Annotated in this window: 22 protein-coding genes and 2 pseudogenes; 8 read left to right on the top strand and 16 right to left on the bottom strand. The window is 61.3% G+C overall.

All coding sequences use genetic code 11. The features are described from left to right. Position 1: 1 nt before the first annotated feature. The 3 genes from DTA15_RS37615 to DTA15_RS37605 all read right to left on the bottom strand — a co-directional run bounded on the left by DTA15_RS37615 (position 2) and on the right by DTA15_RS37605 (position 3,603). Positions 2–1,122 (bottom strand): IS3-like element IS407 family transposase gene (locus DTA15_RS37615; RefSeq protein ID WP_102896096.1). Its coding sequence is split into 2 segments (ribosomal slippage): positions 2–864 and positions 864–1,122, totalling 1,122 coding nucleotides; the frame shifts between segments, so codons are not numbered across the junction. Positions 1,123–1,187: 65 nt separating this feature from the next. Next, positions 1,188–2,570: an IS1182 family transposase gene (locus tag DTA15_RS37610; RefSeq protein WP_006489043.1), complete on the bottom strand. Its 1,383-nt coding sequence runs from the start codon at positions 2,568–2,570 to the stop codon at positions 1,188–1,190. 157 nt (positions 2,571–2,727) lie between these two features. Further along, on the bottom strand, positions 2,728–3,603 hold the full coding sequence (locus DTA15_RS37605) for a transporter (protein ID WP_012492805.1): 876 nt from the start codon (positions 3,601–3,603) through the stop codon (positions 2,728–2,730). A gap of 228 nt (positions 3,604–3,831) precedes the next feature. Here DTA15_RS37605 and DTA15_RS37600 point away from each other — a divergent pair, with 228 nt between their 5' ends. Next, positions 3,832–4,785, top strand: a complete 954-nt coding sequence (locus DTA15_RS37600; RefSeq protein WP_006489036.1) for an AraC-like ligand-binding domain-containing protein — start codon at positions 3,832–3,834, stop codon at positions 4,783–4,785. 51 nt (positions 4,786–4,836) lie between these two features. On the opposite strand, the gene DTA15_RS37595 is transcribed toward DTA15_RS37600, so the two are convergent. After that, on the bottom strand, positions 4,837–5,886 hold the full coding sequence (locus tag DTA15_RS37595) for a carbon-nitrogen hydrolase family protein (protein ID WP_012492804.1): 1,050 nt from the start codon (positions 5,884–5,886) through the stop codon (positions 4,837–4,839). A gap of 743 nt (positions 5,887–6,629) precedes the next feature. After that, entirely contained in the window at positions 6,630–7,421 is a 792-nt protein-coding gene (locus DTA15_RS37590; protein ID WP_006489005.1) for an MBL fold metallo-hydrolase, read from the bottom strand. A 160-nt stretch (positions 7,422–7,581) separates the two neighbouring features. Between DTA15_RS37590 and DTA15_RS39380 the strand changes: the two genes are divergently transcribed. From DTA15_RS39380 to DTA15_RS37580, 4 genes and pseudogenes are all read left to right on the top strand, one after another. Next, positions 7,582–7,710, top strand: coding sequence for a hypothetical protein (locus DTA15_RS39380; protein WP_021033494.1), 129 nt, complete (start codon positions 7,582–7,584; stop codon positions 7,708–7,710). Positions 7,711–7,774: 64 nt separating this feature from the next. After that, a pseudogene (locus tag DTA15_RS37585) lies at positions 7,775–8,897 on the top strand (IS3-like element IS407 family transposase). A gap of 228 nt (positions 8,898–9,125) precedes the next feature. Continuing rightward, a complete protein-coding gene (locus tag DTA15_RS39375) occupies positions 9,126–9,248 on the top strand; it encodes a hypothetical protein (RefSeq protein WP_006489040.1) in 123 nt (40 codons plus the stop codon). Continuing rightward, positions 9,208–9,693, top strand: coding sequence for a hypothetical protein (locus tag DTA15_RS37580; protein WP_197535351.1), 486 nt, complete (start codon positions 9,208–9,210; stop codon positions 9,691–9,693). Before DTA15_RS39375 ends, DTA15_RS37580 begins: the two co-directional genes overlap by 41 nt. A gap of 243 nt (positions 9,694–9,936) precedes the next feature. Here the strand turns inward: DTA15_RS37580 and DTA15_RS37575 are convergent, their stop codons facing one another. Further along, positions 9,937–10,854, bottom strand: coding sequence for a LysR family transcriptional regulator (locus DTA15_RS37575; RefSeq protein WP_006405735.1), 918 nt, complete (start codon positions 10,852–10,854; stop codon positions 9,937–9,939). 160 nt (positions 10,855–11,014) lie between these two features. On the opposite strand from DTA15_RS37575, the gene DTA15_RS37570 reads away from it, so the two are divergent. Together DTA15_RS37570 and DTA15_RS37565 are read left to right on the top strand one after the other, a co-directional pair. Continuing rightward, positions 11,015–11,818: an alpha/beta fold hydrolase gene (locus DTA15_RS37570; protein ID WP_006405734.1), complete on the top strand. Its 804-nt coding sequence runs from the start codon at positions 11,015–11,017 to the stop codon at positions 11,816–11,818. Between the two features lie 86 nt (positions 11,819–11,904). Next, a complete protein-coding gene (locus tag DTA15_RS37565) occupies positions 11,905–12,666 on the top strand; it encodes a DJ-1/PfpI family protein (RefSeq protein WP_006405733.1) in 762 nt (253 codons plus the stop codon). Between the two features lie 291 nt (positions 12,667–12,957). On the opposite strand, the gene DTA15_RS37560 is transcribed toward DTA15_RS37565, so the two are convergent. The 7 genes and pseudogenes from DTA15_RS37560 to DTA15_RS38830 all read right to left on the bottom strand — a co-directional run bounded on the left by DTA15_RS37560 (position 12,958) and on the right by DTA15_RS38830 (position 19,288). Continuing rightward, positions 12,958–13,785 (bottom strand): ABC transporter permease, encoded by an 828-nt coding sequence (locus DTA15_RS37560; RefSeq protein ID WP_006488996.1) that lies wholly within the window; start codon positions 13,783–13,785, stop codon positions 12,958–12,960. Then, positions 13,778–14,968: pseudogene (locus DTA15_RS37555) on the bottom strand (ABC transporter substrate-binding protein). Before DTA15_RS37555 ends, DTA15_RS37560 begins: the two are co-directional and overlap by 8 nt. An 11-nt stretch (positions 14,969–14,979) precedes the next feature. Next, the gene (locus DTA15_RS37550; RefSeq protein WP_006489020.1) at positions 14,980–15,774 is read right to left on the bottom strand and encodes an ABC transporter ATP-binding protein; all 795 of its coding nucleotides are present in this window, start codon (positions 15,772–15,774) and stop codon (positions 14,980–14,982) included. Then, on the bottom strand, positions 15,771–16,886 hold the full coding sequence (locus DTA15_RS37545) for an acyl-CoA dehydrogenase family protein (protein ID WP_006489046.1): 1,116 nt from the start codon (positions 16,884–16,886) through the stop codon (positions 15,771–15,773). Before DTA15_RS37545 ends, DTA15_RS37550 begins: the two co-directional genes overlap by 4 nt. Next, positions 16,859–17,425 carry a carboxymuconolactone decarboxylase family protein gene (locus DTA15_RS37540; protein ID WP_006489008.1) on the bottom strand — a complete coding sequence of 189 codons (567 nt, stop codon included), beginning with the start codon at positions 17,423–17,425 and terminating at the stop codon, positions 16,859–16,861. The genes DTA15_RS37545 and DTA15_RS37540 overlap by 28 nt, the downstream gene beginning before the upstream one ends. A 122-nt stretch (positions 17,426–17,547) precedes the next feature. Next, positions 17,548–18,507: an AraC family transcriptional regulator gene (locus DTA15_RS37535; RefSeq protein ID WP_006405727.1), complete on the bottom strand. Its 960-nt coding sequence runs from the start codon at positions 18,505–18,507 to the stop codon at positions 17,548–17,550. A 202-nt stretch (positions 18,508–18,709) separates the two neighbouring features. Continuing rightward, on the bottom strand, positions 18,710–19,288 hold the full coding sequence (locus DTA15_RS38830; protein WP_034178583.1) for a hypothetical protein: 579 nt from the start codon (positions 19,286–19,288) through the stop codon (positions 18,710–18,712). Positions 19,289–19,725: 437 nt separating this feature from the next. On the opposite strand from DTA15_RS38830, the gene DTA15_RS37525 reads away from it, so the two are divergent. After that, positions 19,726–20,127 carry a DUF4113 domain-containing protein gene (locus DTA15_RS37525; RefSeq protein WP_006405725.1) on the top strand — a complete coding sequence of 134 codons (402 nt, stop codon included), beginning with the start codon at positions 19,726–19,728 and terminating at the stop codon, positions 20,125–20,127. 18 nt (positions 20,128–20,145) lie between these two features. Here DTA15_RS37525 and DTA15_RS37520 read toward each other — a convergent pair whose 3' ends face one another. The 3 genes from DTA15_RS37520 to DTA15_RS37510 form a co-directional block, all read right to left on the bottom strand. Beyond that, on the bottom strand, positions 20,146–20,934 hold the full coding sequence (locus DTA15_RS37520) for a peptide arginase family protein (RefSeq protein ID WP_006405724.1): 789 nt from the start codon (positions 20,932–20,934) through the stop codon (positions 20,146–20,148). A gap of 86 nt (positions 20,935–21,020) precedes the next feature. Continuing rightward, a complete protein-coding gene (locus DTA15_RS37515; protein ID WP_006489001.1) occupies positions 21,021–21,803 on the bottom strand; it encodes a peptide arginase family protein in 783 nt (260 codons plus the stop codon). Between the two features lie 47 nt (positions 21,804–21,850). Next, complete coding sequence (locus DTA15_RS37510) at positions 21,851–22,366, bottom strand: hypothetical protein (RefSeq protein WP_012492801.1); 516 nt, start codon at positions 22,364–22,366, stop codon at positions 21,851–21,853. Positions 22,367–22,845: the final 479 nt, after the last annotated feature.

Below are 22,845 nucleotides of genomic sequence, written 5' to 3'. Positions count from 1 at the left end.
TTTAAACCAACTCCTGGAAAGCGGCAGGAGTATCCGCGGTTGCCCGATGTTTCGCCGCAAACTCTGACGGCGCAAGGTAGTTCAGTGCGCTGTGCGGCCTTTGCTCGTTGTAGTCCTGACGCCATGCCGCGATGACTGCCCGAGCATGCGCGAGCGTCGTGAACCAGTGCTCGTTAAGGCATTCGTCGCGGAACTTGCCGTTGAACGATTCGATGTACGCATTCTGCGTTGGCTTGCCCGCCTGAATCAACTTCAGAGCGACGCCGTTCGCATACGCCCACTGGTCAAGCGCGCGGCTCGTAAATTCGGGGCCCTGGTCTGTTCGCACCGCCTTGGGATAGCCACGGAAGCGAGCTGCGCGGTCCAATGCCCGAGCGACATACAAACCTGAGATGCCATGGTCGACAACGATGTCGACAGCCTCTTTCGTGAAGTCGTCGACGACGGTCAGGCACTTCACGCGCCGGCCGTTGGAAAGCGCATCCATCACGAAATCGATTGACCACACCTCGTTGGGGGCGCCCGGCAATGCCAGTTGCTCGCGCTCAATCATTACGCCGTGGCGCTTGCGACGGCGCCGCACAGCCAGCCCTGCCTCACGGTACAGGCGATAGATGCGCTTGTGATTGGCGTGCGTGCCTTCGCGTTCCACTAGGGCGTGCAATCGGCGGTAGCCGAATCGACGACGTTCGTGTGCCAACTCCACCAGACGCGCCGCTAGCACCTCATTCTCGTGGTCTGGCTTCGCGTCGTAATGCAGCACGCTGCGAGAAAGCCCGACAAGCCGGCAGGCGCGGCGCTCGGAGATGTTGACCTTCCCCCGAATCGCCGATACTGCTTCGCGTTTGGCTTGCGGGCTCAGGGCTTTCCCTTGACGACGACCTTCAACGCTTCCATATCGAGCATTGCTTCGGCCAGCAGCTTCTTCAGCCGGGCATTCTCCACCTCGAGGTTCTTGAGCCGGCGGGCTTCCGAGACCTCCATGCCGCCGAACTTCGCACGCCAAGTGTAGAACGACGCATCACTGAACCCGTGCTTCCTGCACAGTTCCTTGACCGGCATACCGGCCTCGGCTTCCTTCAGAAACCCGATGATTTGCTGTTCCGTAAAGCGCTTCTTCATGTTCGTCTTCTTCTCCGAAAACGAACTTTACTAGACTCCGGCTGGCCCTGTTTGCAGGGGGCAGGTCAGAGGTTGTAAGCCAACACCTGAAGGCTCATTTCGGTACTCACCGGTCCAAGCTTGCGGGTCAGGAAGTGTGTGGCACCCATCCAGTGCTTGAGCGTGCCGAAGACGTGCTCGACAGTACTTCTGCGGATGGTCATTGCGTCTGGCTTGCGGTCCAGCCGCCGCTGCATGGATTCCAGTATATGTTCGTGCTCCCATCGTCGGATGCGGCGATAGTCACTCGGCGAGCAGCGCTCCTTGAGATGGCAACGCGGGCAGGCGCTGGGCCAGTACACCCGCAGATTCATGTCATGCTCAACAGTCGTGAATCGATGAACGGCACGCTCACCAGCTGGGCATCGATAGACATCGTCTTTGGCGATGTAGATGAAGTCGCGTTTTGTAAAGAGACCTTTCTTCCTGGAGGCCGACGTGAGTGGCTTGGGGACATACGCCTTGATGCCGGCCAGTTCGCACGCGCGGATATCAGGGCCGCTAAAGTAGCCCCGATCGGCTAGCACCTTCAGTCCAGACTTGCCCATCGCCTCCCTTGCTGCCAGGGCCATCCTGCTGAGTTGTCCATGATCGCCTCCGACATTGGTCACCTCGTGTTCGACGATCAGGTGGTGCTTCGTGTCCACGGCGGCCTGTACGTTGTAGCCTACCGTTCCGGTTCTTTTGCCGCCGCTGGTCATGGAACGGGAATCCGGATCGGTAAGGGATAGCTGTTTGTCCGGTTGCGTCTTCAGTTGCTCGCGGATCTGCTCGAGTTCACGCATCTGCTGGCGCAGGAGGGCAATCTTCTCGTACAGGCGCACGGTCTTGACATCGAAGCCTGTCGGGCTCGTCCGGTCCGCGGTATCAATCGCGTCGAGGTATCGCTGAACGCTTTCCTCAATCTGTTGCTGACGCTTGTCGATCTTGCCTGCTGTGTAGTTCCTGTCGCGGCTGTTCACGGCCTTGAACTTGCTGCCGTCGATGGCCACCATGTCGCTGGAGAGCAGCTTCAGTCCACGGCATAGTTCGACAAAGCGCCGGCATACGTTACGAATCGCCGCACCGTTATCGCGCCGGAAGTCAGCGATCGTCTTGAAGTCCGGTGCCAGCCGTCCTGTTAGCCACATCATTTCGACGTTACGCTGGCATTCGCGCTCAAGACGCCGGCTCGACGGTACACGGTTCAGATATCCGTAGATATAGACCTTGAGCATTACGCCCGGGTGGTACGACGGGCGGCCCGTGAGTGCAGGCGTAGCGCCGTTGAAACCGAGTTCCGCAAGATTCAGTTCATCGACGAACACGTCTATGATCCTGACGGGATTGTCCGGGCCGATGTAATCATCGACGCATTCGGGAAGTAGTGCGACCTGCTTGCGGTCATCGCCTTCAACGAATCGCTTCATGAGTCACCCGATCTGAATGCGTTGATTCAGTTTAGGCGATCAGTGCGTTTTCACACAGGCTCGGCCATGAGACGTCGAAGTCACAACTGGTCGACCATTCGAGATGGACTGCCGGCGCCGTCATCAATTCACCTCTGCCGTAACGGCCAGTGATCGGTCAGAACGCCTTGGCCATTCGCAGGTTCAACCTCAGTTTGTTTTTGGGCCCGTTGGATACGTGGATGTCCTGCCCGGCCTGAAGCTGTACCTGAAACGTCGGAGTGAGGAAGCGAGCGAACGTAACGAGATAGGTGTCGGTGGACAGGCTGCCGCTGGCGCCATTGCCGTCAAGCTCAGTGCGCCCGCCCGCCGTATGGTAGTAGCTGAAGGCGACCCGCGTGCGGCTATCGATCTCGTAGCGCAGGTGCGTTTGTAAGTCGAACGTCGGTGCTTGCCAGTAGCGTTGCCCAGCGTAGTCGTGATTTGTCGAATAAAACGCGAATTCCCCCGTTACGTCAAGAAAAAGCGGACCGTATACGCGTTGTGAATAGTTCAGATGGGTGACTTCTGACCAACGATGTGCCCCGATGTTGAGGCCGCCCTGGTTCGCGTCGTATGTCCCGAGAGGAAGCGACACAAATGCCGCAAGACTCAGGTAACGCTGCGAAGCCGGATCATTGATCAGCCATATCGCAGAACCCACGAACGGATCGCCAATGCCGTTCGATCGCAAACTGGCCGGCTCACTCATCCGTACGCTGCCGAATGGCAAGATGATTTGAGGGGTTACTGTGAACCCGAATAGTTTTCCATAGTGGATGAAGCGGGCGATGCCGATATCCGACTGAACGTGGAAGGGCTGATCGACGCGGTTGCCGCTTGAGTATGCGGCCGTGCTGTTGGCATGCTGGTAGTAGAGCAACGCTAAATTGACACCCTGGGGCAGCGCCACATAGTCTGCGGGATCTGTCTCCAGCACCACCGCGCTTGCGGGGCGGATTAGTGTGATGGTTGTAACAAGAAGAATTGCTACCTTTGCCGCAAACCCTTTCATGATTCGTTCTCCAAACAATATATTTCTCGTAAAAGACGTATGAAGGTATCCTTCCTTCAATGCTGTTTTGGATTGTCGGGAGACAATATTCCTTGCGAATTGGATCAACTTCGCATCAAGATTGACTGAGCTTTTCAGCTTGACACCGGTGTCCGAACATTCGCATAATGAGAGGCACGAAGGTGCAGCCGAATCTCGGTCTGGCTCTATCTCGATGAAGCGTCTGCCATGAAGCATTTCAGTACCGACGAAGCACCCGCCGCAGAGCAAGCCGACTATTGGTCGGCGGCCTTGGCAAGTTCCTTCGTCAAGCTCGACTTCGAACCGACTACCTCCCGGTCCGGCCGCCCCTTTACGGGCCATATCGATCAAGGATCCTTGGCATACGTCGACGTCGCGGTCGTCAATTCGCGTGCTCAGGAAGTGCATCGGACGAGCAGGCTGGTGCGGCAAGAAGATGCGGACTTGTTTCTGATCAGCGTCCAGGTAGCGGGGCGGGGAGAGCTGGAACAGGATGGCCGTCAAGCCGTCCTTTCAGCTGGTGATTGTTCGCTTTACGATACGACGCGCCCATATCATCTCAGCTTCCGGGACGACTTCGAACAGCTCGTATTGTCGATCCCGCGCGACCGCTTAAGGATACGAATCCCCGCTGCGGATCGTCTCACGGCCATCCCCATACGAGGGGTCAACGGTCTTGGATCGCTGTTTTTTGATTTGGTGACCAGTATCCCGCGAAATCTCGAGTCCATGACGGCGCAGGTTCGCGAGTCCGTCTCGAACAGCGTCCTTGATCTGGTTGCCACGGCACTCGCTGGCCTGCCGTCTCCGATCCCCGCGCCAGCGTCCAATTTGAAGCAGTTTCATCTCAATCGGATCAAATCGTATGTGATTGAGAACCTCTCGGACGCGGAGCTGGACATCGCACGAATCGCACAGACCTTGGGGATGTCCGTGAGTTCGCTCTATCGTGCATTTGCATCCGAGGGGTGTCCATTGTCGCAGTGGATCTGGGATCAGCGCCTGCATGCTTGTCGAAAGGCGCTGCTGGACGAATCGTGCGCCAACCTGAGCGCCAAGCAGATCGCAATGAGCTGGGGATTTAACGACCCGGCGCACTTCAGCCGGGCTTTTCGACGGAAATTCGGCGAGAGTCCGAACGCGTTGCGCACGCGGAAATAATCTGACTCCCGCACCGGCCATCCGGTGATGCGGGAGCAAGGCGCCTTCGTTTTAAGCGGGTGTGACGCGCTCGAGCGGCTCGGTTGGCTGATCGACTTGAACAACTGCAGTTGCCGGTTGCATTTCAGGCGCTGCCGGTTCCGCCCGGACATGGACTACACGAGATTTGGGCGTGGGGTCTAGCAGCAATCTGGTGACGTCGGGTCGCGAATAGTGGCCGGCAGGGTCCGCCGCAGCCTTGGCGAGGCTGATCACGCTCAGATCGATTTCCGCATAGAGAATGCCCTCGACATTCTCCGGTATGGGTTCGGCCAGCGAGCGGCCATCCGGCCCGAAGATGCGTGCATGGCCGCCGCCCGCTTGCAGCAGCGCGTGGTGCTCAGGCGTCGAGCACAGAAGCTCGATCATCTGTTCGGACACGACAGCGCTGGGTGCTACGACGAAGCACTGGCCCTCGACAGCATAGATCTGGCTGACGGCCGTATTGACTTCCGGGCCGAGCGTATAGGCTGCGCCGGCATAGAGGGAGAAACTGGGCCACGCGCCGATGTGCACCTGTTCATTCTGCGCGAACATCGCGTACCGAGTAAGCGGTTGCAGATGTTCCCAGCAGCATAGTGCGCCTACACGGCCCAGCTCCGTTTCGTGAACAGAGAGGTCACTCCCGTCCCCTTCGCCGAACACGGTCCTTTCGACATGGGTCGGCTTCAGCTTGCGGCGCGTGGAAATCGTGATCCCTTCGCTGTTGATGATCGATTGGGAGATGTACAACGAGCCGGCGTCACGCTCACTGAATCCCAGCACCACCATGATCTTGTTGCGAGCTGCTGCTTGTTCGATGAGACGGTATTGCTCGCTGTTGATGACAAGCGAATTGTCATGATAGCGCTGAAAAAACTGCAGACTCCAAGCCGGCGAGCCGAGCCAGGAAAACAACGGGTATCCGGGAATCCAGGTTTCCGGAAAGGCAATCAAGGTGGCACCGTTGCGGGCGGCTTCCTCGATGAGCTCGATGGTCTTAGTGACCGTTGCTTCGAGGTCCAGGAACACGGGGGCCGCCTGAACGGCAGCCACCACATAGCGCGGGTGATTGATGGTCATAACTGTTCTCCAATCAGGGGTGGTGAAGAAGATGGTACGAATCCACAAATCCACCATGTTGACCGTAGTTCCCGTTCAGATTGACTCTTCTGCCCGGATTGTGCAGTCACGTACGAGTACTTTGCGAAGCTGTCCGGTCCACTAACCTCGACGCAATGGGTTGGCGGAAAGGTCACTTGAGCTTGCTCTGTGATAGCTTTCCGTTCGCGCGCCGCAAACCCCTGCTCGTTCATATAACGACCTCCGTTCTCGACGTTTACGAATGCGAACGGGACTGGCGCTATTACTCAGCGCACGAGACCGGTCTCACATCGACCACGATAAGGCTAGTGCAAGGCGCCAACCTGAGTTGGAAAGGCAGGACGCCGCGATATCGCGTCGGCGGTATTGCGTCGTCGCGAACGTGTCGATTGCTCCGACACCTATCGTCACTCTTCCAAGTTAGACGTGTCGTCGATCAATTGATAGATCGGTTGTCCTGAGTTATTCGAAAACGACAGCCGGTCGCCTCACTCGCATGAACAACCTGCTCCAGCGCGTAGACGGTCGCTCTGTATCGAATGCGGAGAGAATGTCGACACCGGCACGCATACCGTTGCATCGTCCGGCGGGCCTTGACCTCGCGCACCAAAAATCAACACCTGAACGAGTGGGGCGGCTCTTGCACTCTCTGGCAGCTCGTCGAAAAGTCGTTGGCGGTGAGCGTCATCGGCAGAAACGGGGCCGCACTGTGACCTGTACTGTCAGTCAGCAATCAGCGCTACCTTGCGCTTCGAGCAGGAGCACCCGACGGGCTGCATCCCGTAGCGGGGCCCCGGCGCCAATTGCTGCAGCGATTTGGCGTGCCGGCGTACCTCTTCGGCGCCAAGCGGTCCGCCATGGCCCATGTGGAACCGTTTCATCCCGGTGTTGACCATGCCCAACAGCTCCACGGTGACAGCTTGCGGATCTTCTTCGAAAGGCGGACGCATCGCGTGGCCGGTGCGCATCATGCCGCCGATGAGGATGCCCGAAGCGAGCAAATCCCCGACCAGCGCTTCACCGCTCACCAGTTCGACCGACACAGAGCCATCAGTATGTCCGGGAGTGTGCCGCACCACGCCGTCGAGACCATAGGGGCTGAGATCGACACTCGCATCGTCTTGCAGCAAGATGTCGGGCGTGAATGCGGTGTACGGCTCTCCGGGCAGCCCCGACCGCAGAAACAGCGGACCCCACCAATGGGCCACGCAGTACGTCATCTCCTTACGTCGCTCGTAGTAGTCGAGGTCTCCAGCGTGCGCCAGAATCGGTGCTCCACTCAGTTGGCGCACTTGCGCTGCCGAACCGGCGTGGTCAGTGTGAGCATGGGTGATGATGATCAAATTAATGTCGCGAAAGCTGCGACCGTGCTTCTTGAGCACGCGCCCAATTTTGTCAACCGAGCCGGGAATGCCCGTGTCGACTAACACGCAGCCCTTGGAGCTGATGACCAGGTGGCAATGAACCATCCCAAATGGAAGGATTGAGATAGTAATGATCTGAGGTTTGTCCATGATTTCGATCCGTGTCGGTTTGCTTGTTCGAGGGTGCCAACGTCGAGCGAGGCACACCAACCCATGTAACCGATTATCGTCCCGGTCATCGACGTGGGTGTATGTCAATATTGACTATAATTAGGTGAAAATGGTCACTCGATGCGTTTTCAGGAAGCCCATGAAGAACGTGCGGATTGCGGTCCTTGCCTATGACGGATGCATGCCAACGCAGCTCTTTGGTATCGCCGACGTATTCCGCATCGCCGGCGACATTGACGGCAGTATTGGAAGAAAGCGACGCGTCTGACCTGCCCCCTGCAAACAGGGCCAGCTGGAGTCTAGTAAAGTTCGTTTTCGGAGAGAAGACGAACATGAAGAAGCGCTTTACGGAACAGCAAATCATCGGGTTTCTGAAGGAAGCCGAGGCCGGTATGCCGGTCAAGGAACTGTGCAGGAAGCACGGGTTCAGTGACGCGTCGTTCTACACCTGGCGCGCGAAGTTTGGCGGCATGGAGGTCTCGGAAGCCCGCCGGCTCAAGGACCTCGAGGTGGAGAATGCCCGGCTGAAGAAACTGCTGGCCGAAGCAATGCTCGATATGGAAGCGTTGAAGGTCGTCGTCAAGGGAAAGCCCTGAGCCCGCAAGCCAAACGCGAGGCAGTGTCGGCGATTCGGGAGAAGGTCAACCTCTCCGAGCGCCGCGCCTGCCGGCTTGTCGGGCTTTCTCGCAGCGTGCTGCATTACGACGCGAAGCCGGACCATGAGAATGATGTGCTAGCGGCGCGTCTGGTGGAGTTGGCGCACGAACGTCGTCGATTCGGTTACCGCCGACTGCATGCCCTGGTGGAGCGCGAAGGCACGCACGCCAATCACAAGCGCATCTATCGCCTGTACCGTGACGCAGGGCTGGCTGTGCGGCGCCGTCGCAAGCGCCACGGCGTAATGATTGAGCGCGAGCAACTGGCATTGCCAGGCGCACCCAACGAGGTGTGGTCAATCGATTTCGTGATGGATGCGCTTTCCAACGGCCGGCGCGTGAAGTGCCTGACCGTCGTCGACGATTTCACGAAAGAGGCTGTCGACATCGTCGTCGACCATGGTATCTCAGGTTTATATGTCGCCCGGGAGCATTGGACCGTGCAGCTCGCTTCCGTGGCTATCCCAAGGCGGTGCGAACAGACCAGGGACCCGAATTTACGAGCCGCGCGCTTGACCAGTGGGCATATGCGAACGGCGTCACTCTGAAGTTGATTCAGGCGGGCAAGCCAACGCAGAATGCGTACATCGAATCGTTCAACGGCAAATTCCGCGACGAATGCCTTAACGAGCACTGGTTCACGACGCTCGCGCACGCTCGGGCTGTCATCGCGGCATGGCGTCAGGACTACAACGAGCAACGGCCGCACAGTGCACTGAACTACCTTGCGCCGTCAGAGTTTGCGGCGAAACATCGGGCAACCGCGGATGCTCCTGCCGCTTTCCAGGAGCTGGTTTAAAGGGACTTTGCTAGAAGCCCATTGGCCCTATTGAAGGGGGCAGGTCAACTATGATGGGTAGCATAGTGCATGCTACTATGACGACCATCATAATCGCCCAAGGGGACTTCCACGATGCTTACACGTCGCTCTGTTCTCGTTATCTTGGCGCTCCTGTCGCCCGTGTTCACCGCCTGCTCAACGCTTCCTAATTCCGCGTCATCATCTGCTTCACAAGGAGTTGCACCGATGTCACTCGAACAGACGCAGCAAGCAGTGCTTGGTGAATGGACCAGCATCGCACCGGAAGTCCGCCCAAGCGCCCAAAAGAATGCCGACGGCACGATCAAACCGTTTTATCTCCGCGCGTGACTTCAAAGCGTTGCCGGATAACCGGTTTGAGTTAACCGTTGTGACCTTTGCGGATCCTTATGGAAAGGCACCCCTTGCGCGGATGCAGATCAAGGGTCACATGCTTTGGCGCGGCGAGCACCCGATTGCGCCGGGCGCGCAGAAGGTGGATTTCATTGCTGATGAGGCCTATTCGGTGACACCCTTGATGCAAGGGTTTGCGAACGTGCTGAATACGGTCGCTTCTCATGGTTACGCGAAATGGGAGATCGGGCAGACTCAGAGCGTCTTCGACAAGGACTTTGTCCCTCTCGGTCTGTCAGCCGGAAAGTATTTTAAGGAATACGATCTGGTTTACCTTTCGCACGGGATGATGTTCTGGGGTGCTCGAAACATAGATGGTCGGGGCTTCGATACCGAACTCAACCGACCGACTAATCTGCAGATTCCGATGGTCCGGAAGTAAGGTAACAGGAGTCGATCCATCGGAGTTGAGCGCCCGTGAGAAACGGGCTCGCGGCAAAGGCGTCATTTGAGCTTGGCGCCTTTTCCTGGTGGATACCACAATGCAAAAATCACTGGTGCGACGTCGAGCGGCTTCACCACAGCTAGAAGTCGCGTCCAAGTGTGATTGAATCGCCGACGCCTGGGGCGATGATCAATTCACCGTTCTCGGGTGAACCCTTTGGCGTTTCGCCGCAGTCTCGTGTCACACCTGACGCCAATTGTCCCAGGATGGTTCGTCTCCAAACGACTCGACGAGATCATCAATGAATTCGCGAACTTTGAGTGGGACATGGCGCGTGCTGGGATAGACAGCCTGAATCGTCAATTCCGTCGTGCGGTACGTGGGCAATAAGGCAACCAGTTCGCCACGCGCAACGTACTTACCGAAAACAAACGTCGGGCCGTAAGCTATACCTGCGCCAGCAAGCGTTGAGGCAAGTAGCATCTGCATGTTATTTGCCGACATACGACAGGTTCCATCGATGACATGGGGCCGGTCTTTCTCGTCCCTGAGCGTCCAGTCCCCGCTCGAAACAGCCTCGCTGAAAGTAAGGCGTTGTGCTTGTCCTAATTCCTCCGGCGTATGCGGTGTGCCGTGACGTTTCAAGTACGCTGGAGATGCACACACAATCATGCGGCAGGGAGCAATCTTCCGCGCGACCATGCTGGAGTCGGCAAGCGTTCCAATTCGGATTGCAAGGTCCGCTCCCGTTTCTAGCAGATTCACATAACGATCGCTCAGCGAAACGTCGACATTGACATGAGGGTGGCGCTCCATGTAGCGCGCAACCACATTGCCCAAATGCAACGCGCCAAACGTGACAGGCGCCGCAATTCGCAGGACTCCGCGTGCAATGGTCTGAGAGTCACTTGCCTCGCGGTTTGCTTCGGCAAGGGCATCCAGAATTTGTACACATCGGTCGTAGTAGGCTCGGCCGACATCGGTCAGGTTTAAACGTCGGGTGGTGCGTTGAAGAAGTCTCGCATTTAGCGTGGACTCCAGTTCGCTGACGTACTTGCCGGCCATAGCTGCGGAAAAACCGAAGCGCCGCGCCGCCGCAGCGAGGCTACCTTCGTCAACTGCGGCCACAAAGACATTGATGCATGTGAATTGATCCATGAGCGTCTCGCCGATTCGATACCTACATTATCGACTGCATATCTCGAAACGTGAATTGTCTCTAGGGGCACCAACTTTTACGATGCCGCTACGGATTCAACGCTGGCGCAGTCAGCGTGGGTCGTGTCGCAATCGGTAGTGGACATGGAGTGCAGCAAGGATGGCAACGGATATTCAATCAAACGGCGTACGAATTCGCGTCGCCGACAAGGGGCATGGCGACGTGGCAGTGGTCTTCCTCCACTACTGGGGCGGATCGTCGCGCACGTGGAGTATGGTTACGGACGACTTGTCGAACGAGTTCCGGACCGTCGCGACCGATCATCGCGGCTGGGGGAACTCGGAGGCGCCCAAGGCAGGCTACTCGATCTCGCATCTGGCTGATGACGCGCAGGGTGTAATCGAGGGTCTGGGGCTGTCGCGCTACATTCTCGTGGGCCATTCGATGGGGGGAAAGGTCGCGCAGCTCATTGCGTCGCGTCGCCTCAAGGGTTTGGAGGGACTGGTGCTGGTCGCACCGTCGCCGCCGTCCCCGATGGCGCTGTCCGAGGAGCAACGTACGACAATGACGGGCGCTTACGATTCACGGGAGTCGATCAGCTGGGTGCTCGACAACGTGTTGACGGGTAGTCAGCTTGCTGCCGAGCTTCGTGAACAGGTCATCGAGGATAGTCTCCGCGGAGCACCGAATGCGAAGTTTGCATGGCCGAACATCGCAATGAAGGAAGACATTACCGCCGACGTCGCAGCGATCGATATCCCTGTCCTGGTGATCGCCGGCGAACGAGACCAGGTCGACCGTGTCGAGACACTTCAAGCAGAACTTCTGCCCCGTGTTGCGCACGCTCGGCTCGAAATTCTCCCCGGGGTCGGCCATCTGTCGCCTCTTGAGGCGCCGACCGAGATCTCTGCCCGCATTCGGAAGTTCGCTAACGAGCTTGGGGAAGGTCGCACGCGACACTGATCTGCCGAAGGGGCGTCGAGCGGTGCGACTTGAGTAGCCGGCCGGCGACGACGCTTTGTCTGGATTGAATTCGAAAAGGAAGAAGGATGAAAGACAATTTGCCGAGAGAGACGGACCTCCCGTCGGTCAGAGCTCTGCGGGAAGATCTTGCAGCGCGGGCGGAGAGACCATTTCGGGTTGCCATCGTAGTCGGACCGGGATTTATCCCGATGGATATGGTGGGCGTACAGACGGTGTTCGGGTTGATGCCCGGGGCCGAAATCCTATTGGTTTGGAAGAACTATGACCTCGTTGAAGGTTTCCCGTCGTGGTGGACCAAGCCGAACGAGACGTTTTCAACATGCCCGGATGTGGACGTGCTCGCGGTACCAATGCTTCCGCCTGAAATTCAGAACGATCCCGAGGTTGTCAATTTCGTCGCGGACAAGGCGAAGGACGCGAAATACGTTATCGGTATCTGCAACGGAGTAGTGCTTCTCGGCGCCGCGGGCCTGCTCAAAGGTAAGCGAGTGACGTCGAGCTACAACTCGCTATCGATCGTCGAGAGTCTGGGGGCGTCCGAGGTCGTTCGCGAGGGCGGCGGCACGGTCGTCGACGGGAACCTCTACACCGCTGGGCCAGGGATCGGCAGTTTCGAGGCGTCGCTGCTCGTCGCGGCGAAGGCGTTCGGCGAGCCGGCCGCACAGTTAGCGGAACTGATCATCGAGTATGACCCGCATCCGCCTTACAAGACTGGGACGCCACAGAGTGCTGGGCCTCAACTGGTCTCCGCGTTCGAGGGCATGATGGAAACGATGGTTCGTTCCTATCGCGACGGCGCAATGGCTCACTATAACGCTCTGCCTTAATAGGCTATTCGTGCATCGTGGGTCGAATAGATCTCCCGGGAACCGTGCTGGCCGACTGCATGATTAATCCCCGGCGTTGAGATTCACGAGGCAGGACACCTTTAGTTTCAAGCCGTTGATGTAGCCGATAACCCGAGCTTCGCGAGATACCTTTCGAGTTGGACTCGGGCACACATTTGCTAGAGCGAAGAATCGTACCCGACGTACGGTTACGATCTTCGCTTCCCACTACACATCTGAAGACGCTCGTCCGTTGGTGCGCGTCGCCTTCGGGATTTATCTTTGACCGTACTAGTGTCCCGGTGCAAGCAAAGCGCGGGCTAGCAACCGAGTGATGCCATCGAGTACGAAACCCAGCGCGCCGATGACGACGATCACCGCGGTCAGCTCCGCGTACGCGAGCCGGTCGCGCGTATCGAGGATCAGGTAGCCGAGGCCCGCGTTGACGCCGAGCATCTCGGCCGGCACCAGCACGATCCACAGGATGCCGATCGCGAGCCGGGTGCCGTTGAGCAGCGGCCCCGCGATCGCGGGCAGCACGATATGGACCAGCAGCTCGCGGCGGGTGGCCGCGAGGCTTGCGCCGAGTTGCAGCCAGCGCCGGTCGATCTGCTTGACGCCGGCCGCCGTGCTCATCAGCACCGGCCACAACGCGGCGAACCCGAGCAGGAAGTAGATCGCGCGGTCGCCGATGCCGAACGACATGACCGCAAGCGGCATCCACGACAACGGCGACACCATGCGCAGGAACTGGAACGTCGGCGACAGCATCCGCTCGACCCATTGCACGCGGCCGAGCAACAAGCCGAGCGGGACGCCGGCCAGCAGCGCCGCGCCGAGCCCGACGCCGATGCGTCGCAGGCTGACGAGCGCGTGTTCGAGCAGATGATCGTCTGCGCATAGCGAGCGCAGGCTGACGAGCGCGCTGTCCGGCGCGAACTGCCGGCCGAGCGAGCCAGGCTCGGTCAACGCATGGATCGCGGCCCACCAGACCACGACCGTCGCCACGAGCCCGGCCACGCCGAGCCATCCCGCGGCCGCATGTGCCGGGGAACGGGCGCCGCCGGTCCGGCGCGTGCCGGGTGCGGACGAGCGGCGGGTAGCAAGCGCATCAGACAACGACGATCTCCTCGCGGCGGAACCCGCCCGATTGACCGAACGCGGTCAGCCCGCCCACCGCGTCGATGCTCTTGCGCACGAACCGGTCGTCGACCAGGTCGCGGGCCGCGAACGCCGGATCGAGCGACGCGAGGAATGCGCTGTCGCCGTCGACCACCGTCCGCTTCAGCCGCTGCACCAGCGCCTCGGTATAGCTCGGGAACGGATACGGCTGGAAGTCGATCCGCTTCGCGTGCCAGTCGGCGTGGCGGATCGCGCCGCTCGCCCGATAGGTATCGGCCAGCGACGCCGACGGCACCAGCACGCGATCGAGCGACGCGAGCGTGTGCGGCGAATAGCGGTGCGTGCCGTCCTTCGACAGCAGTTGCGCGGTTTCCTGCGGATGCGAGCGCGCCCACAGCTGCGCCTTCACGATCGCGTTGACGACCTTTTGCGACCACGCGGGGCGCTGCGTCAGATCGTGCTCGTGCATGAACACGACGCAGCACGCATGGTTCTTCCAGACATCGCCGGTGAAACGCAGGATCTTGCCGATCTTCATCAATTCCGCGGTCGCGTTGAACGGCTCCGCGACGATATACCCGGAGATCTAGCGCGCGGCGAGCGCGGGCAGCATGTCCGACGGCGCCATGACGACGAGGTTGACCTCGTTCGCCGCGGGCGTGCCGCGCCGCTTGAGCACGGGGACGAGCCCCTGCTCGCGCAGCATGTCCTGCAGCACGACGTTGTGAATCGAGTACCAGAACGGAATCGCGACGGTCTTGCCGCCGAGATCGCGCAGCGAATCGATGTCGGGCGCGACCGTCAGCCCGGAGCCGTTCACATGGTTCCATGCGACCACCTTCGCCGGCGCGCGGCTGCCGTAGCGTGCCCACAGCGTCATCGGCGACAGCAGGTGCACGACGTTGACCTGGCCGGACAGGAACGCCTCGACGAGTTGCGCCCAGCTGCGCAGCAGCTTGGGTTGCTCGACCGTCAGCCCTTCGGACGCGAAATAGCCGTTGTTGTGGGCGACCAGCAGCGGGGCCGCGTCGGTGATCGGCAGATAGCCGATGCGAACCGGCGCATCCGGTTCGGCCGCGGCGTGCGCGTTCGCCATCGACAGCAACGGGGCGGCGCCCGTCGCGGTGAACAGGGCCGCGAGCTTCAGCCATTCGCGGCGCGACATCGGAATCTGGCACATGGATAGGGAGGTCAGTTCAAGGGATGGGGTTCGGACGCGTGCGGGCGCTTCATGCCGGCCTGCAACGCCTTCAGGATGTCGATGCGCATCGTGCCGAGTTCGCTGACGAACGCGTCGCGCGGATGCGGGAAATCGACCTGCCACGCGTCGATGAAGCGGCCCTGCGTGCCGAGCAGCACGATGCGATCGGCCACCAGCAGCGCCTCGTCGATATCGTGGGTCACGAGCACCGTCGCGCAGCGCGTCGTCGCGACGATGTTCAGCAGCAACTGCTGCATCGCGGCGCGCGTGACTTCGTCGAGCGCCGAAAAGGGCTCGTCGAGCAGCAGCGCGTGCGGCTGACGCGCCAGTGCGCGCGCCAGCGCCGCACGCTGCGCCATCCCGCCGGAAAGCTGAGCCGGGCGCAGCGACGCGGCGGCGTCGAGCCCGACTGCGCGCAGCGCCGAGCGGACGCGTTCGCGTTGCTGATCGCGCGTGAGGCGTTCCTGATGCGCGAAGGCAAGCCCGAACGCGACGTTTCTTTCGGTCGACAGCCACGGCAACAGGCACGGGTCCTGGAACGCGATCGCGATCCTCGGGTGCGGGCCCTGCAGCAGCGCGCCGTCGACGGACACGGTGCCGGATTGCGGCCGCTCCAGCCCGGCCAGCGCGCGCAGGAGGCTCGACTTGCCGGTCCCGCTCGGGCCGATCAACGCGACGATTTCGCCGCACTCGACCGACAGCGACACGTCGGCAAGCACGGTCGTGCGCGGCTCGTCGCCGTAGCCGAGCGTCAGGTGACGGACGTCCAGCAGCGGGGGCGTCATGCGGCGATGCTCCGCGTCCGCGCGGCGAGTTGCGCCTTCAACTGCACCACGCTCGGCGTGACGATCGGAATGAACGCCGCTTCGCGCCAGCGTCGCTCGAAGCCGAGCCCCGCATCGCGCAGATAGCCGCGGCCGCCGCTCGCCTCGAGTTCGAGGTTCACGGCGGTGGCCACTAGCGTCGCGAGCGCGATGCGCAGCTCGAACAGGCGGTTCGGATGCAGGCGCAGGCTGCCGTCGGCGATGCCGGCCGACAACTGCGCGCACGCGGCGGCCAGTTCGGCCGCGCACGATTCGACTTCGGGGCCGAGAATGCCGCGCGTCGTCTCCGCCGCGCGCCGCGCTTCGGCCAGCGAGCGCCGCGCGAGCCCGATCGAGAGCCCGCACTGCAAGCCGAGGAATGCCGGTCGTACCGCGGGCAGGAAGGTTTGCGCATCCGGATGGATCAGCCATGCGGCGTCGCTCGGCACGTCGTCGAGATGCAGCGCGGCGGTGTTGCTGCCGCGCAGCGCGATCAGGTCGAGATCCGTGCTGCGGGCCAGGCCGCGCGCGTCATCCGGAATCGCGACGATCGCGGACGGCCGGCCATCGTCGAACGCGACGGCTGCCGCCACCACGAACCGTTCGGCGCGCAGGTTCGTCACCCACGCCATCCTGCCCGTCAGCCGCCAGTCGTCGGCGCTGTCCGCGTGCCGCGTCGCGTCGATCTGAAGCGACTCGATGCCGCACAGATACTTCATCGCGTTCGACAGCCCGCTGGCGCCGGCGCAACGGCCGTCGAGCAGCGCCGGCAGCCGGCGCGCGCGCAGTGCGGCGTTCGGGCTTTGCAACAGGTACTCGATGAAGCTGCGCTGGCCCCACAGCACGAATGCCGCGGTCAGCGAATGCTCGGCCACCGCGGCGATGCCGGCAATGGCGTCCGCGGTGGTGCCGCCGGCGCCGCCGAGGCCCGCCGGCACGCCGATCCGGAACAGTCCGGCCGCCGCGAGGCGCGGCACGACTTCCGCTTTCAGCGCGGCGCGCGTGTCGAGCGACGTGGCGTTCGCGTCGAGCCAGTCGACCAGCGACGCGTCGAGTTCGGGCGCCGTCAGGCGGCCTGTGTCCGGGGTTCCCATCGGTATGCCGCCAGTTCGGGGTTGAGTTCGTTGCGCGACAGGTTGTTCGCGAAGTTGCACAGCGTCGCGAGGCTCACGCCCAGCACCACTTCGAGCGCGTTCGCCTCGGTGAAGCCGGCGGCCAGGAACGCGTCGAGCGCGTCGTCGGGCACGCCGCCGCGCGTCGCGATCACGGCGCGCGTGAATGCGGCGACGGCGTCGAGCCGCGGATCGGCGACCGGTTCGCCGTCGCGCAATGCATCGACGTCGGCGTGGTCGACGTGGGCCTTTTTCAGCGCCGCCGCGGTGTGTCCGGCCACGCAGAACGCACAGCCGTGGACGGCGGCCGCGGTGATCTGCACGGCTTCGCGCTCGGCGAACGTGAGGCCCGCGCGGCTGTTGATCTCCGCGACGGTCAGATAGGTTTCGAGCGCGACCGGCGCGTTCGCGAGCGAGCGCACGAGGTTCGGCAGGAAACCATTCGCGCGCTGCGACTTTTCCAGGAATGGCTGGCTGGGCGCGGGGGCGGTTTCGATGGTGGGCAAGGGCAGGCGGCTCACAGGATTCTCCGGAAAGGCAGTGAGATCATTGTCGAGGCGGCGTCACCGCCGGACAATGCGCGAACATCCGCGATTCCTGTGCGTTCGTCCCGCGCCACGCGTCCCGACGTCGCGCCGCCCGGCTAGTGCTGGCGCGCCGCCGATTGCGACGCGTTGTCACGGTCCCGGCGCCATGCGCCGGGCTGCATGCCCATCGTGCGCTTGAACGCATGCGCGAACGCCGACTCGGACTGATAGCCGACGAGTTCGCCCGCACGCGAAATCGGCAGCCCCTGCTGCAACAGGTCTGCCGCGAGCCGCATTCGGACCATCGTGACGAACTGCATCGGCGGATGGCCGGACGCTTCGCTGAAGTGCTTGCAGAACGCGGTGCGCGACATGTTCGCGAATGCGGCCATCGAGTCCGTGGTCCATGCGTCGGCCGGCGCGTCGATGATCGCGGCGATGAGCGTGCCGAAACCGGTCCGCTGCATCAGCGACGCGAGCCCGCTGGCCACGGTATCGTGCCCTGCGGCGTCCCGCACCGCATAGAACAGCAGCAGTTCGACCAGCTTGTCGATCAGCGGGGAAGGCGCGTCGACGCCGTAACGGCCTTCGGCGCGAATCAGGTCGAACAGCCCGTGGATGCCGCGATAGGCGTCGTCGCCGCGCCGCACGATCAGGTACTCGGGAAAGAGCGACACGATCGCGCGCGACACGGTGGAGTGGAATTCGATGAAGCCGCAGGCGAGCCCGACGCTGCCGTCGACCGACGGGTCGAGCGGTTGCATCGACCCGCGTCGCTCGAGCGGGTGGCCGCCCGCGACGGCGCAGACCTGCGGGTTGACCGGGCTCGGCGATAGCCCGTGCGGCACGTCACGCAGCAGAAAGACGGCTTCACCGGCGGCGACCGGGATGCTGTCGCGCCCGTCGGCGAAGTGCAGCCACGCCGATCCATGCAGGATCACGTGGAAGCTCGCTTTCGCACGGCCGGCGGTGGACGCCTGCCAGTCGCCGCAATACTGGCCGACATGAAAAAGCTGGCTTCTCGGCTCCAGGCTGGACAGCAGCCAATGGACGACCTTGTCTGTTTGCGCGGACATTCCGATGCTGGAGGACGGGTGACGCGCCCATGCTACGGGCTGCGCCGCGCCGCTCAAACCAACGAATCGTACATTGCATTTTCTCAATGCGACTATGCATCGTTGAGCGCTCATCGACGGCGGAGGGATGCATGTACTGAGCTCAAAAAATCCCAGCTTTTCGCTTATAGCGTTGGTGAATATCGAAGAACGGCTTGGCCCCTCAGTGAGCGACATGCTCCTTCATTACCGCCTCGCGATACACCTTCGCCACGAGCATCCCGGTCCTCTCGATGTGTCGCCCGGCTGCCGCTTCCTCGATGCAATGCAGTGCATCGAGCGCGCCTTCGCCGCAGACATCGCCGTCTCGCCGCGCGAAATCGAGTTCCTCCATCTTTCCTTTCCTGGCCAGTTGAGCGGAAAGCCACTCGAACGCGGTGGCTCCGTCCGTCGGTCGCATGTGGACCGGCAACGCCCTCAGCATTTCGGCATTCGCTTCGTCGAACGCGTTGACGCGCACGTATTCCTCGACATCCGCGAGCAGCCTGGTCGCGCCGCCTGAGGCATGACCAGCGCGATTAATGGCGGCGCGCCAATCGGGAACACACAGAGTGAGCGCCCGGACAAGGAATGCAATGTTGAAGTCCCGCCAGAAGCGCGGGTGAGGCTGGTAGACGTACTCAAGTGCGAGCGAAACGGTCGCGGCCGTCAAGCCTGAGGCGCAGAACCGGCAGTCATCCATGAAGGATACCAGTGCGTCGACGGTTCCAGCGTGAGCTTCTCGAGTTGCTTTGGATTGCATTGGGCATGTCCATGAGTGGTCTTTGCACGTATATGCCGGCCCACATCTGTAGGCCATGCAGCCCATGCACGACGGGGGCTCCCGCAGTCGTAGGCCATGGAAGCCGGGGCAGAATTCACGCAACGGCATCTCTGCGCCTCGAGGCCTCGGACAGAGATCTCTACCCGCTACAATACGGTCTCGGGCAGCCCTCATCGGGCTCATCCTGATGAATATGGCGATGAGTCGCCAGGAGTCGAGCGAGTTTGGCGACCAACTTATCGACGCCGCTTTGCGCAGTACACAGCCTGCCCAAGTTGCCGATAGCGTCCCAACTGCCCCGCCCACGGCCATACCTGCTCAACCCGTGTCGGCGCCGGCTGTTGCAACGCCAGCCGCGGCTTTTACCGTAGGACAATGGACTGGGACGGGCGGCCTTTCTCGATAGCCATTGGCATGTGCTGACGCCGCCCGCCGATGCTCGTCCGGATACGACCTACCTGAACTACGAAGGCACGAGTGACGTCGCGGTGACCGTGCCGACGTCGGACACGCTTCGCTTGGTCGCCGCGGCGCTGTACGGGTTGAAGCGCATCTACAAACCGGGGTTCAAGTATGCGAAGGCCCGCTTCATGCTGACCGAGTTGCAGGCGCAAGGCGTCGAGCAGGGAGATCTGTTCGCGCCCGAGGCGAGCAAGCGAGACCGCCTGATGGCCGAGCTCGATGCTGTTAACGACCGATTCGGACGGAACACGTTGCGCGTTGGCAATGTGGAGGGGCACCAAGCGTGGCACATGGCGCAGAACGCCAAGACCCCGTCTTACACCACCGACTGGGGCGACCTGCCGGTGGCGCGTTGAGGCGACGCCCGGCAACGCTCAGGTCAGGGCGGTCCGGAGATGCTGCTCCATTCGCGCGAGCAGCGTTTTGCCTGTGATCTTCGACCCAGGCCAGCGAAGGGCCTTGACGCACCCCGGCTCAGTGGCGATCGTGATGGCGAGAGCGTTTTGCACGAGCCGGTAGAAGGTCTCTGGGTCGTCTGGTTCGATCGCCTTCTCGGAATGGAAGTAGTCGAGATCGATGTCCAGGATGTAAGGTTGCGCCGTGACGGCCGGCGCGCCGCCCCCTTGCGCCATGCTGTCCAAACTCGCCAGCACATGGTCGAGATACATCGATTCGAGGACCCGATCGATTCGCTCCTTTTCGATGAGAGGATCGGTATTTGGCCGTGTGCAGCCGATTTCATCGTAGTCAGCGCGAACCCCGTAGACTTCCTCGTCCGCGATGTACTCGCTTTCTAGGTTCACCACGAACGCGCGCGACAGGATTCCGGCTTGGACCGCGGTGCGGATGTGCTCGTCGTGCTTGAGCTTGTCGATCGCCGCCTCCACTGTTGCCTCGATATTCCAGTCAATCGCCGCGATCATCCCAGGCAACAGCGCTTTCTTCGCCGCGGCGTTTTGATCGGTCATCCGTTGATGGGTCGCGTAGAAGCGATGGTCGTCGAACGGCTCCTCCAAGTCGGTGTGGTGGTCGAGCGTGAGAAGCGCCGGCGGCGGCGAAGACGGTTGACTCCGCCGCACCTCCGCCCAGCCTCGCAGGACGTGGTGATGCGACTCGACGACGAAGATGTTCTTGCCGCCGATGTTGAAGGTATCGTGGAACATGCCTGCTGCCCTGCTGATGCGATGGTGAGCCCACCAGGATACAACCCCTCCCGTCCCGTGGTCCCCTGTCGCCCGACGACCGCCGGTCAGGCGATGGCCGCGGCGATGTGCTGCTTCATGCGTTCGAGGAGTGATTCGCCCGTGACGTCAGATCCATCGTCCCGGCAGTCCTCGACGTACTCGGGCTCTGTGGCGATCGTGACCGCGATCGCGTTGCGCACCAGGCGGTAGAAGGTCGCGGGGTCATCCGGGGCGATAGACCTCTCGGAATGAAAGTAGTCGAGGTCGATGTCCAATACGTAGGGTTCGGCCTCCGGCGCCGGCACGCCGTCGTCTCCGGCCATCGTGCTGAGGACATTAAGTTCGCGGTCGAGGTAGACCGACTCCAGCACCTGCGCGGAACGGACCGACGTGCACGCGTCGTCGTGCGACGCCTTTGCGCAACCCACGGCGCACATGGACCCCGCCTCGTAGAGTACGCCCGCCTGGCTGCATGTCTCGTAGGAGAGGTTGATGACAAAGGCGCGGGACAGAATCCCTGCCGCGATCGCGGTTGTGATGTGCTCGTCGTTGCTGAGCTTGCCGATGGCGTTCAGCACAGACGCCTCGTCGTCGAAGCGTAGGGCTGCGATCAAGCCAGGCAACAACGCCTCCATGGCTGTAGCCCGAGCCTCACCCGACTGCCGGCGCGTGGCGTCGAACAAGTGCCGGTAGAACGGTTCGTAGGTGTCGGTGTGATGATCGAGCGTGAGGAGTACCGGTGCGGCCGACAAGGCCCGACGGATTTCCCCCCACGATTGCAAGACGTGATGGTGCGATTCGACGATGTAGACGTCCTTGCCAGCAATGTTGGTCTTCGTGTGCGCCATGGTGGGTTACTCGCGTAATGTCTCACACCGTCCCGTCGCAAGCCGGTTCAGCTTGCAGCGGACTTTATCAAATACTCTGCTTCTTCCTGCACGACCGGCCATCCCTCTCGCAGCATCCGCACGACTTCGTCGACAACGTCGTAGCTCAGTCCGCAGCTATCGATATCTGTGACGCCCATGAGCGCGAGGTCGGAGGCCGATGCCTCTCCAAAGGAAATTCTGCAAAACAGGGAATCCGCCATAGCGCCGGTATCATCCGTTTCGCCGCTCAGGATTTCGTCGGCCAACATGCCAGCCATGCCGACGAGCATCTTCCAGTTCGCAGGTAGCTTGGGAGCGGCAAACCCATGGTTCAGCGCCGCCTTGCGCATCAGCTCGGGACAGGTACGGGGACGGAACTGGCCCAGCCATGCGCTCTCGTCTGGATTGCCGTTCTCGTTTTTCCACACGACTGCGTCGCCAGCGCCGCCGAAGCGCTCGTAAAGCATCTTGTGACCCGCTTCGTGGCACGCGGTGTTTCGGAGCTCTCTGGCAGCTATCTGCTCTTCCGCAAAATCAATCATGTTCGTCGAATGTAGTCGGTGCGGCTATTCGAGCGCGGCGCTCTCGGCAATGCTCATCGCCTGCCAACATTTGTTGTATGCAGCGCAAGATGCTCGGGCCGCGCTATTCCAGGGGAGGGCGAGTCCGGCCGATCAGCCACTCGCACAGGCGTGCGTTGCCTGCATATGAGTGTAGGTTTGCCGAAGAGGCATGAGTTGCTCGAATTGATCAGAGCTCGTGTCGGCGAGGCTCGAACGCGGTTACGACATGGCGGGACACTATATTGTGGCGGGCTGGGGGCTGGCCGCTAACGGTCCTGTCTGACACACGATCAAGCAATTGAATGGAATGTGTTTGCGTATTCCGGCGAACGTGATCACGCATTTCGGCGGATCGTGATCATGGATTCCGAATGATCGTGATCACCCGTTTCGGTTGATCGTGATCGCTGATCACAGGTTTCCGAAACGCGTGATCACGATGCCGGAATGAGCGATCA

Origin of the sequence: Burkholderia cenocepacia, assembly GCF_900446215.1 — a bacterium.
Lineage (GTDB): Bacteria > Pseudomonadota > Gammaproteobacteria > Burkholderiales > Burkholderiaceae > Burkholderia > Burkholderia cenocepacia.
The sequence above is the reverse complement of the archived record's forward strand: the minus strand, read 5'-3'. Positions and strand labels throughout refer to the sequence as shown.

Bases quoted from the DNA above. Each gene is read 5' to 3' on its own strand.
- DTA15_RS37590 (WP_006489005.1), bottom strand. From the start codon at position 7,421: ATGGACAAACCTCAGATCATTACTATCTCAATCCTTCCATTTGGGATG.
- DTA15_RS37580 (WP_197535351.1), top strand. From the start codon at position 9,208: ATGCCGACGGCACGATCAAACCGTTTTATCTCCGCGCGTGACTTCAAA.
- DTA15_RS39375 (WP_006489040.1), top strand. From the start codon at position 9,126: ATGTCACTCGAACAGACGCAGCAAGCAGTGCTTGGTGAATGGACCAGC.
- DTA15_RS37510 (WP_012492801.1), bottom strand. From the start codon at position 22,366: ATGATTGATTTTGCGGAAGAGCAGATAGCTGCCAGAGAGCTCCGAAAC.
- DTA15_RS38830 (WP_034178583.1), bottom strand. From the start codon at position 19,288: ATGCAATCCAAAGCAACTCGAGAAGCTCACGCTGGAACCGTCGACGCA.
- DTA15_RS37535 (WP_006405727.1), bottom strand. From the start codon at position 18,507: ATGTCCGCGCAAACAGACAAGGTCGTCCATTGGCTGCTGTCCAGCCTG.
- DTA15_RS37520 (WP_006405724.1), bottom strand. From the start codon at position 20,934: ATGTTCCACGATACCTTCAACATCGGCGGCAAGAACATCTTCGTCGTC.
- DTA15_RS37565 (WP_006405733.1), top strand. From the start codon at position 11,905: ATGAAAGACAATTTGCCGAGAGAGACGGACCTCCCGTCGGTCAGAGCT.
- DTA15_RS37515 (WP_006489001.1), bottom strand. From the start codon at position 21,803: ATGGCGCACACGAAGACCAACATTGCTGGCAAGGACGTCTACATCGTC.
- DTA15_RS37575 (WP_006405735.1), bottom strand. From the start codon at position 10,854: ATGGATCAATTCACATGCATCAATGTCTTTGTGGCCGCAGTTGACGAA.
- DTA15_RS37600 (WP_006489036.1), top strand. From the start codon at position 3,832: ATGAAGCATTTCAGTACCGACGAAGCACCCGCCGCAGAGCAAGCCGAC.
- DTA15_RS37610 (WP_006489043.1), bottom strand. From the start codon at position 2,570: ATGAAGCGATTCGTTGAAGGCGATGACCGCAAGCAGGTCGCACTACTT.
- DTA15_RS37545 (WP_006489046.1), bottom strand. From the start codon at position 16,886: ATGGGAACCCCGGACACAGGCCGCCTGACGGCGCCCGAACTCGACGCG.
- DTA15_RS37595 (WP_012492804.1), bottom strand. From the start codon at position 5,886: ATGACCATCAATCACCCGCGCTATGTGGTGGCTGCCGTTCAGGCGGCC.
- DTA15_RS39380 (WP_021033494.1), top strand. From the start codon at position 7,582: ATGAAGAACGTGCGGATTGCGGTCCTTGCCTATGACGGATGCATGCCA.
- DTA15_RS37570 (WP_006405734.1), top strand. From the start codon at position 11,015: ATGGCAACGGATATTCAATCAAACGGCGTACGAATTCGCGTCGCCGAC.
- DTA15_RS37605 (WP_012492805.1), bottom strand. From the start codon at position 3,603: ATGAAAGGGTTTGCGGCAAAGGTAGCAATTCTTCTTGTTACAACCATC.
- DTA15_RS37550 (WP_006489020.1), bottom strand. From the start codon at position 15,774: ATGACGCCCCCGCTGCTGGACGTCCGTCACCTGACGCTCGGCTACGGC.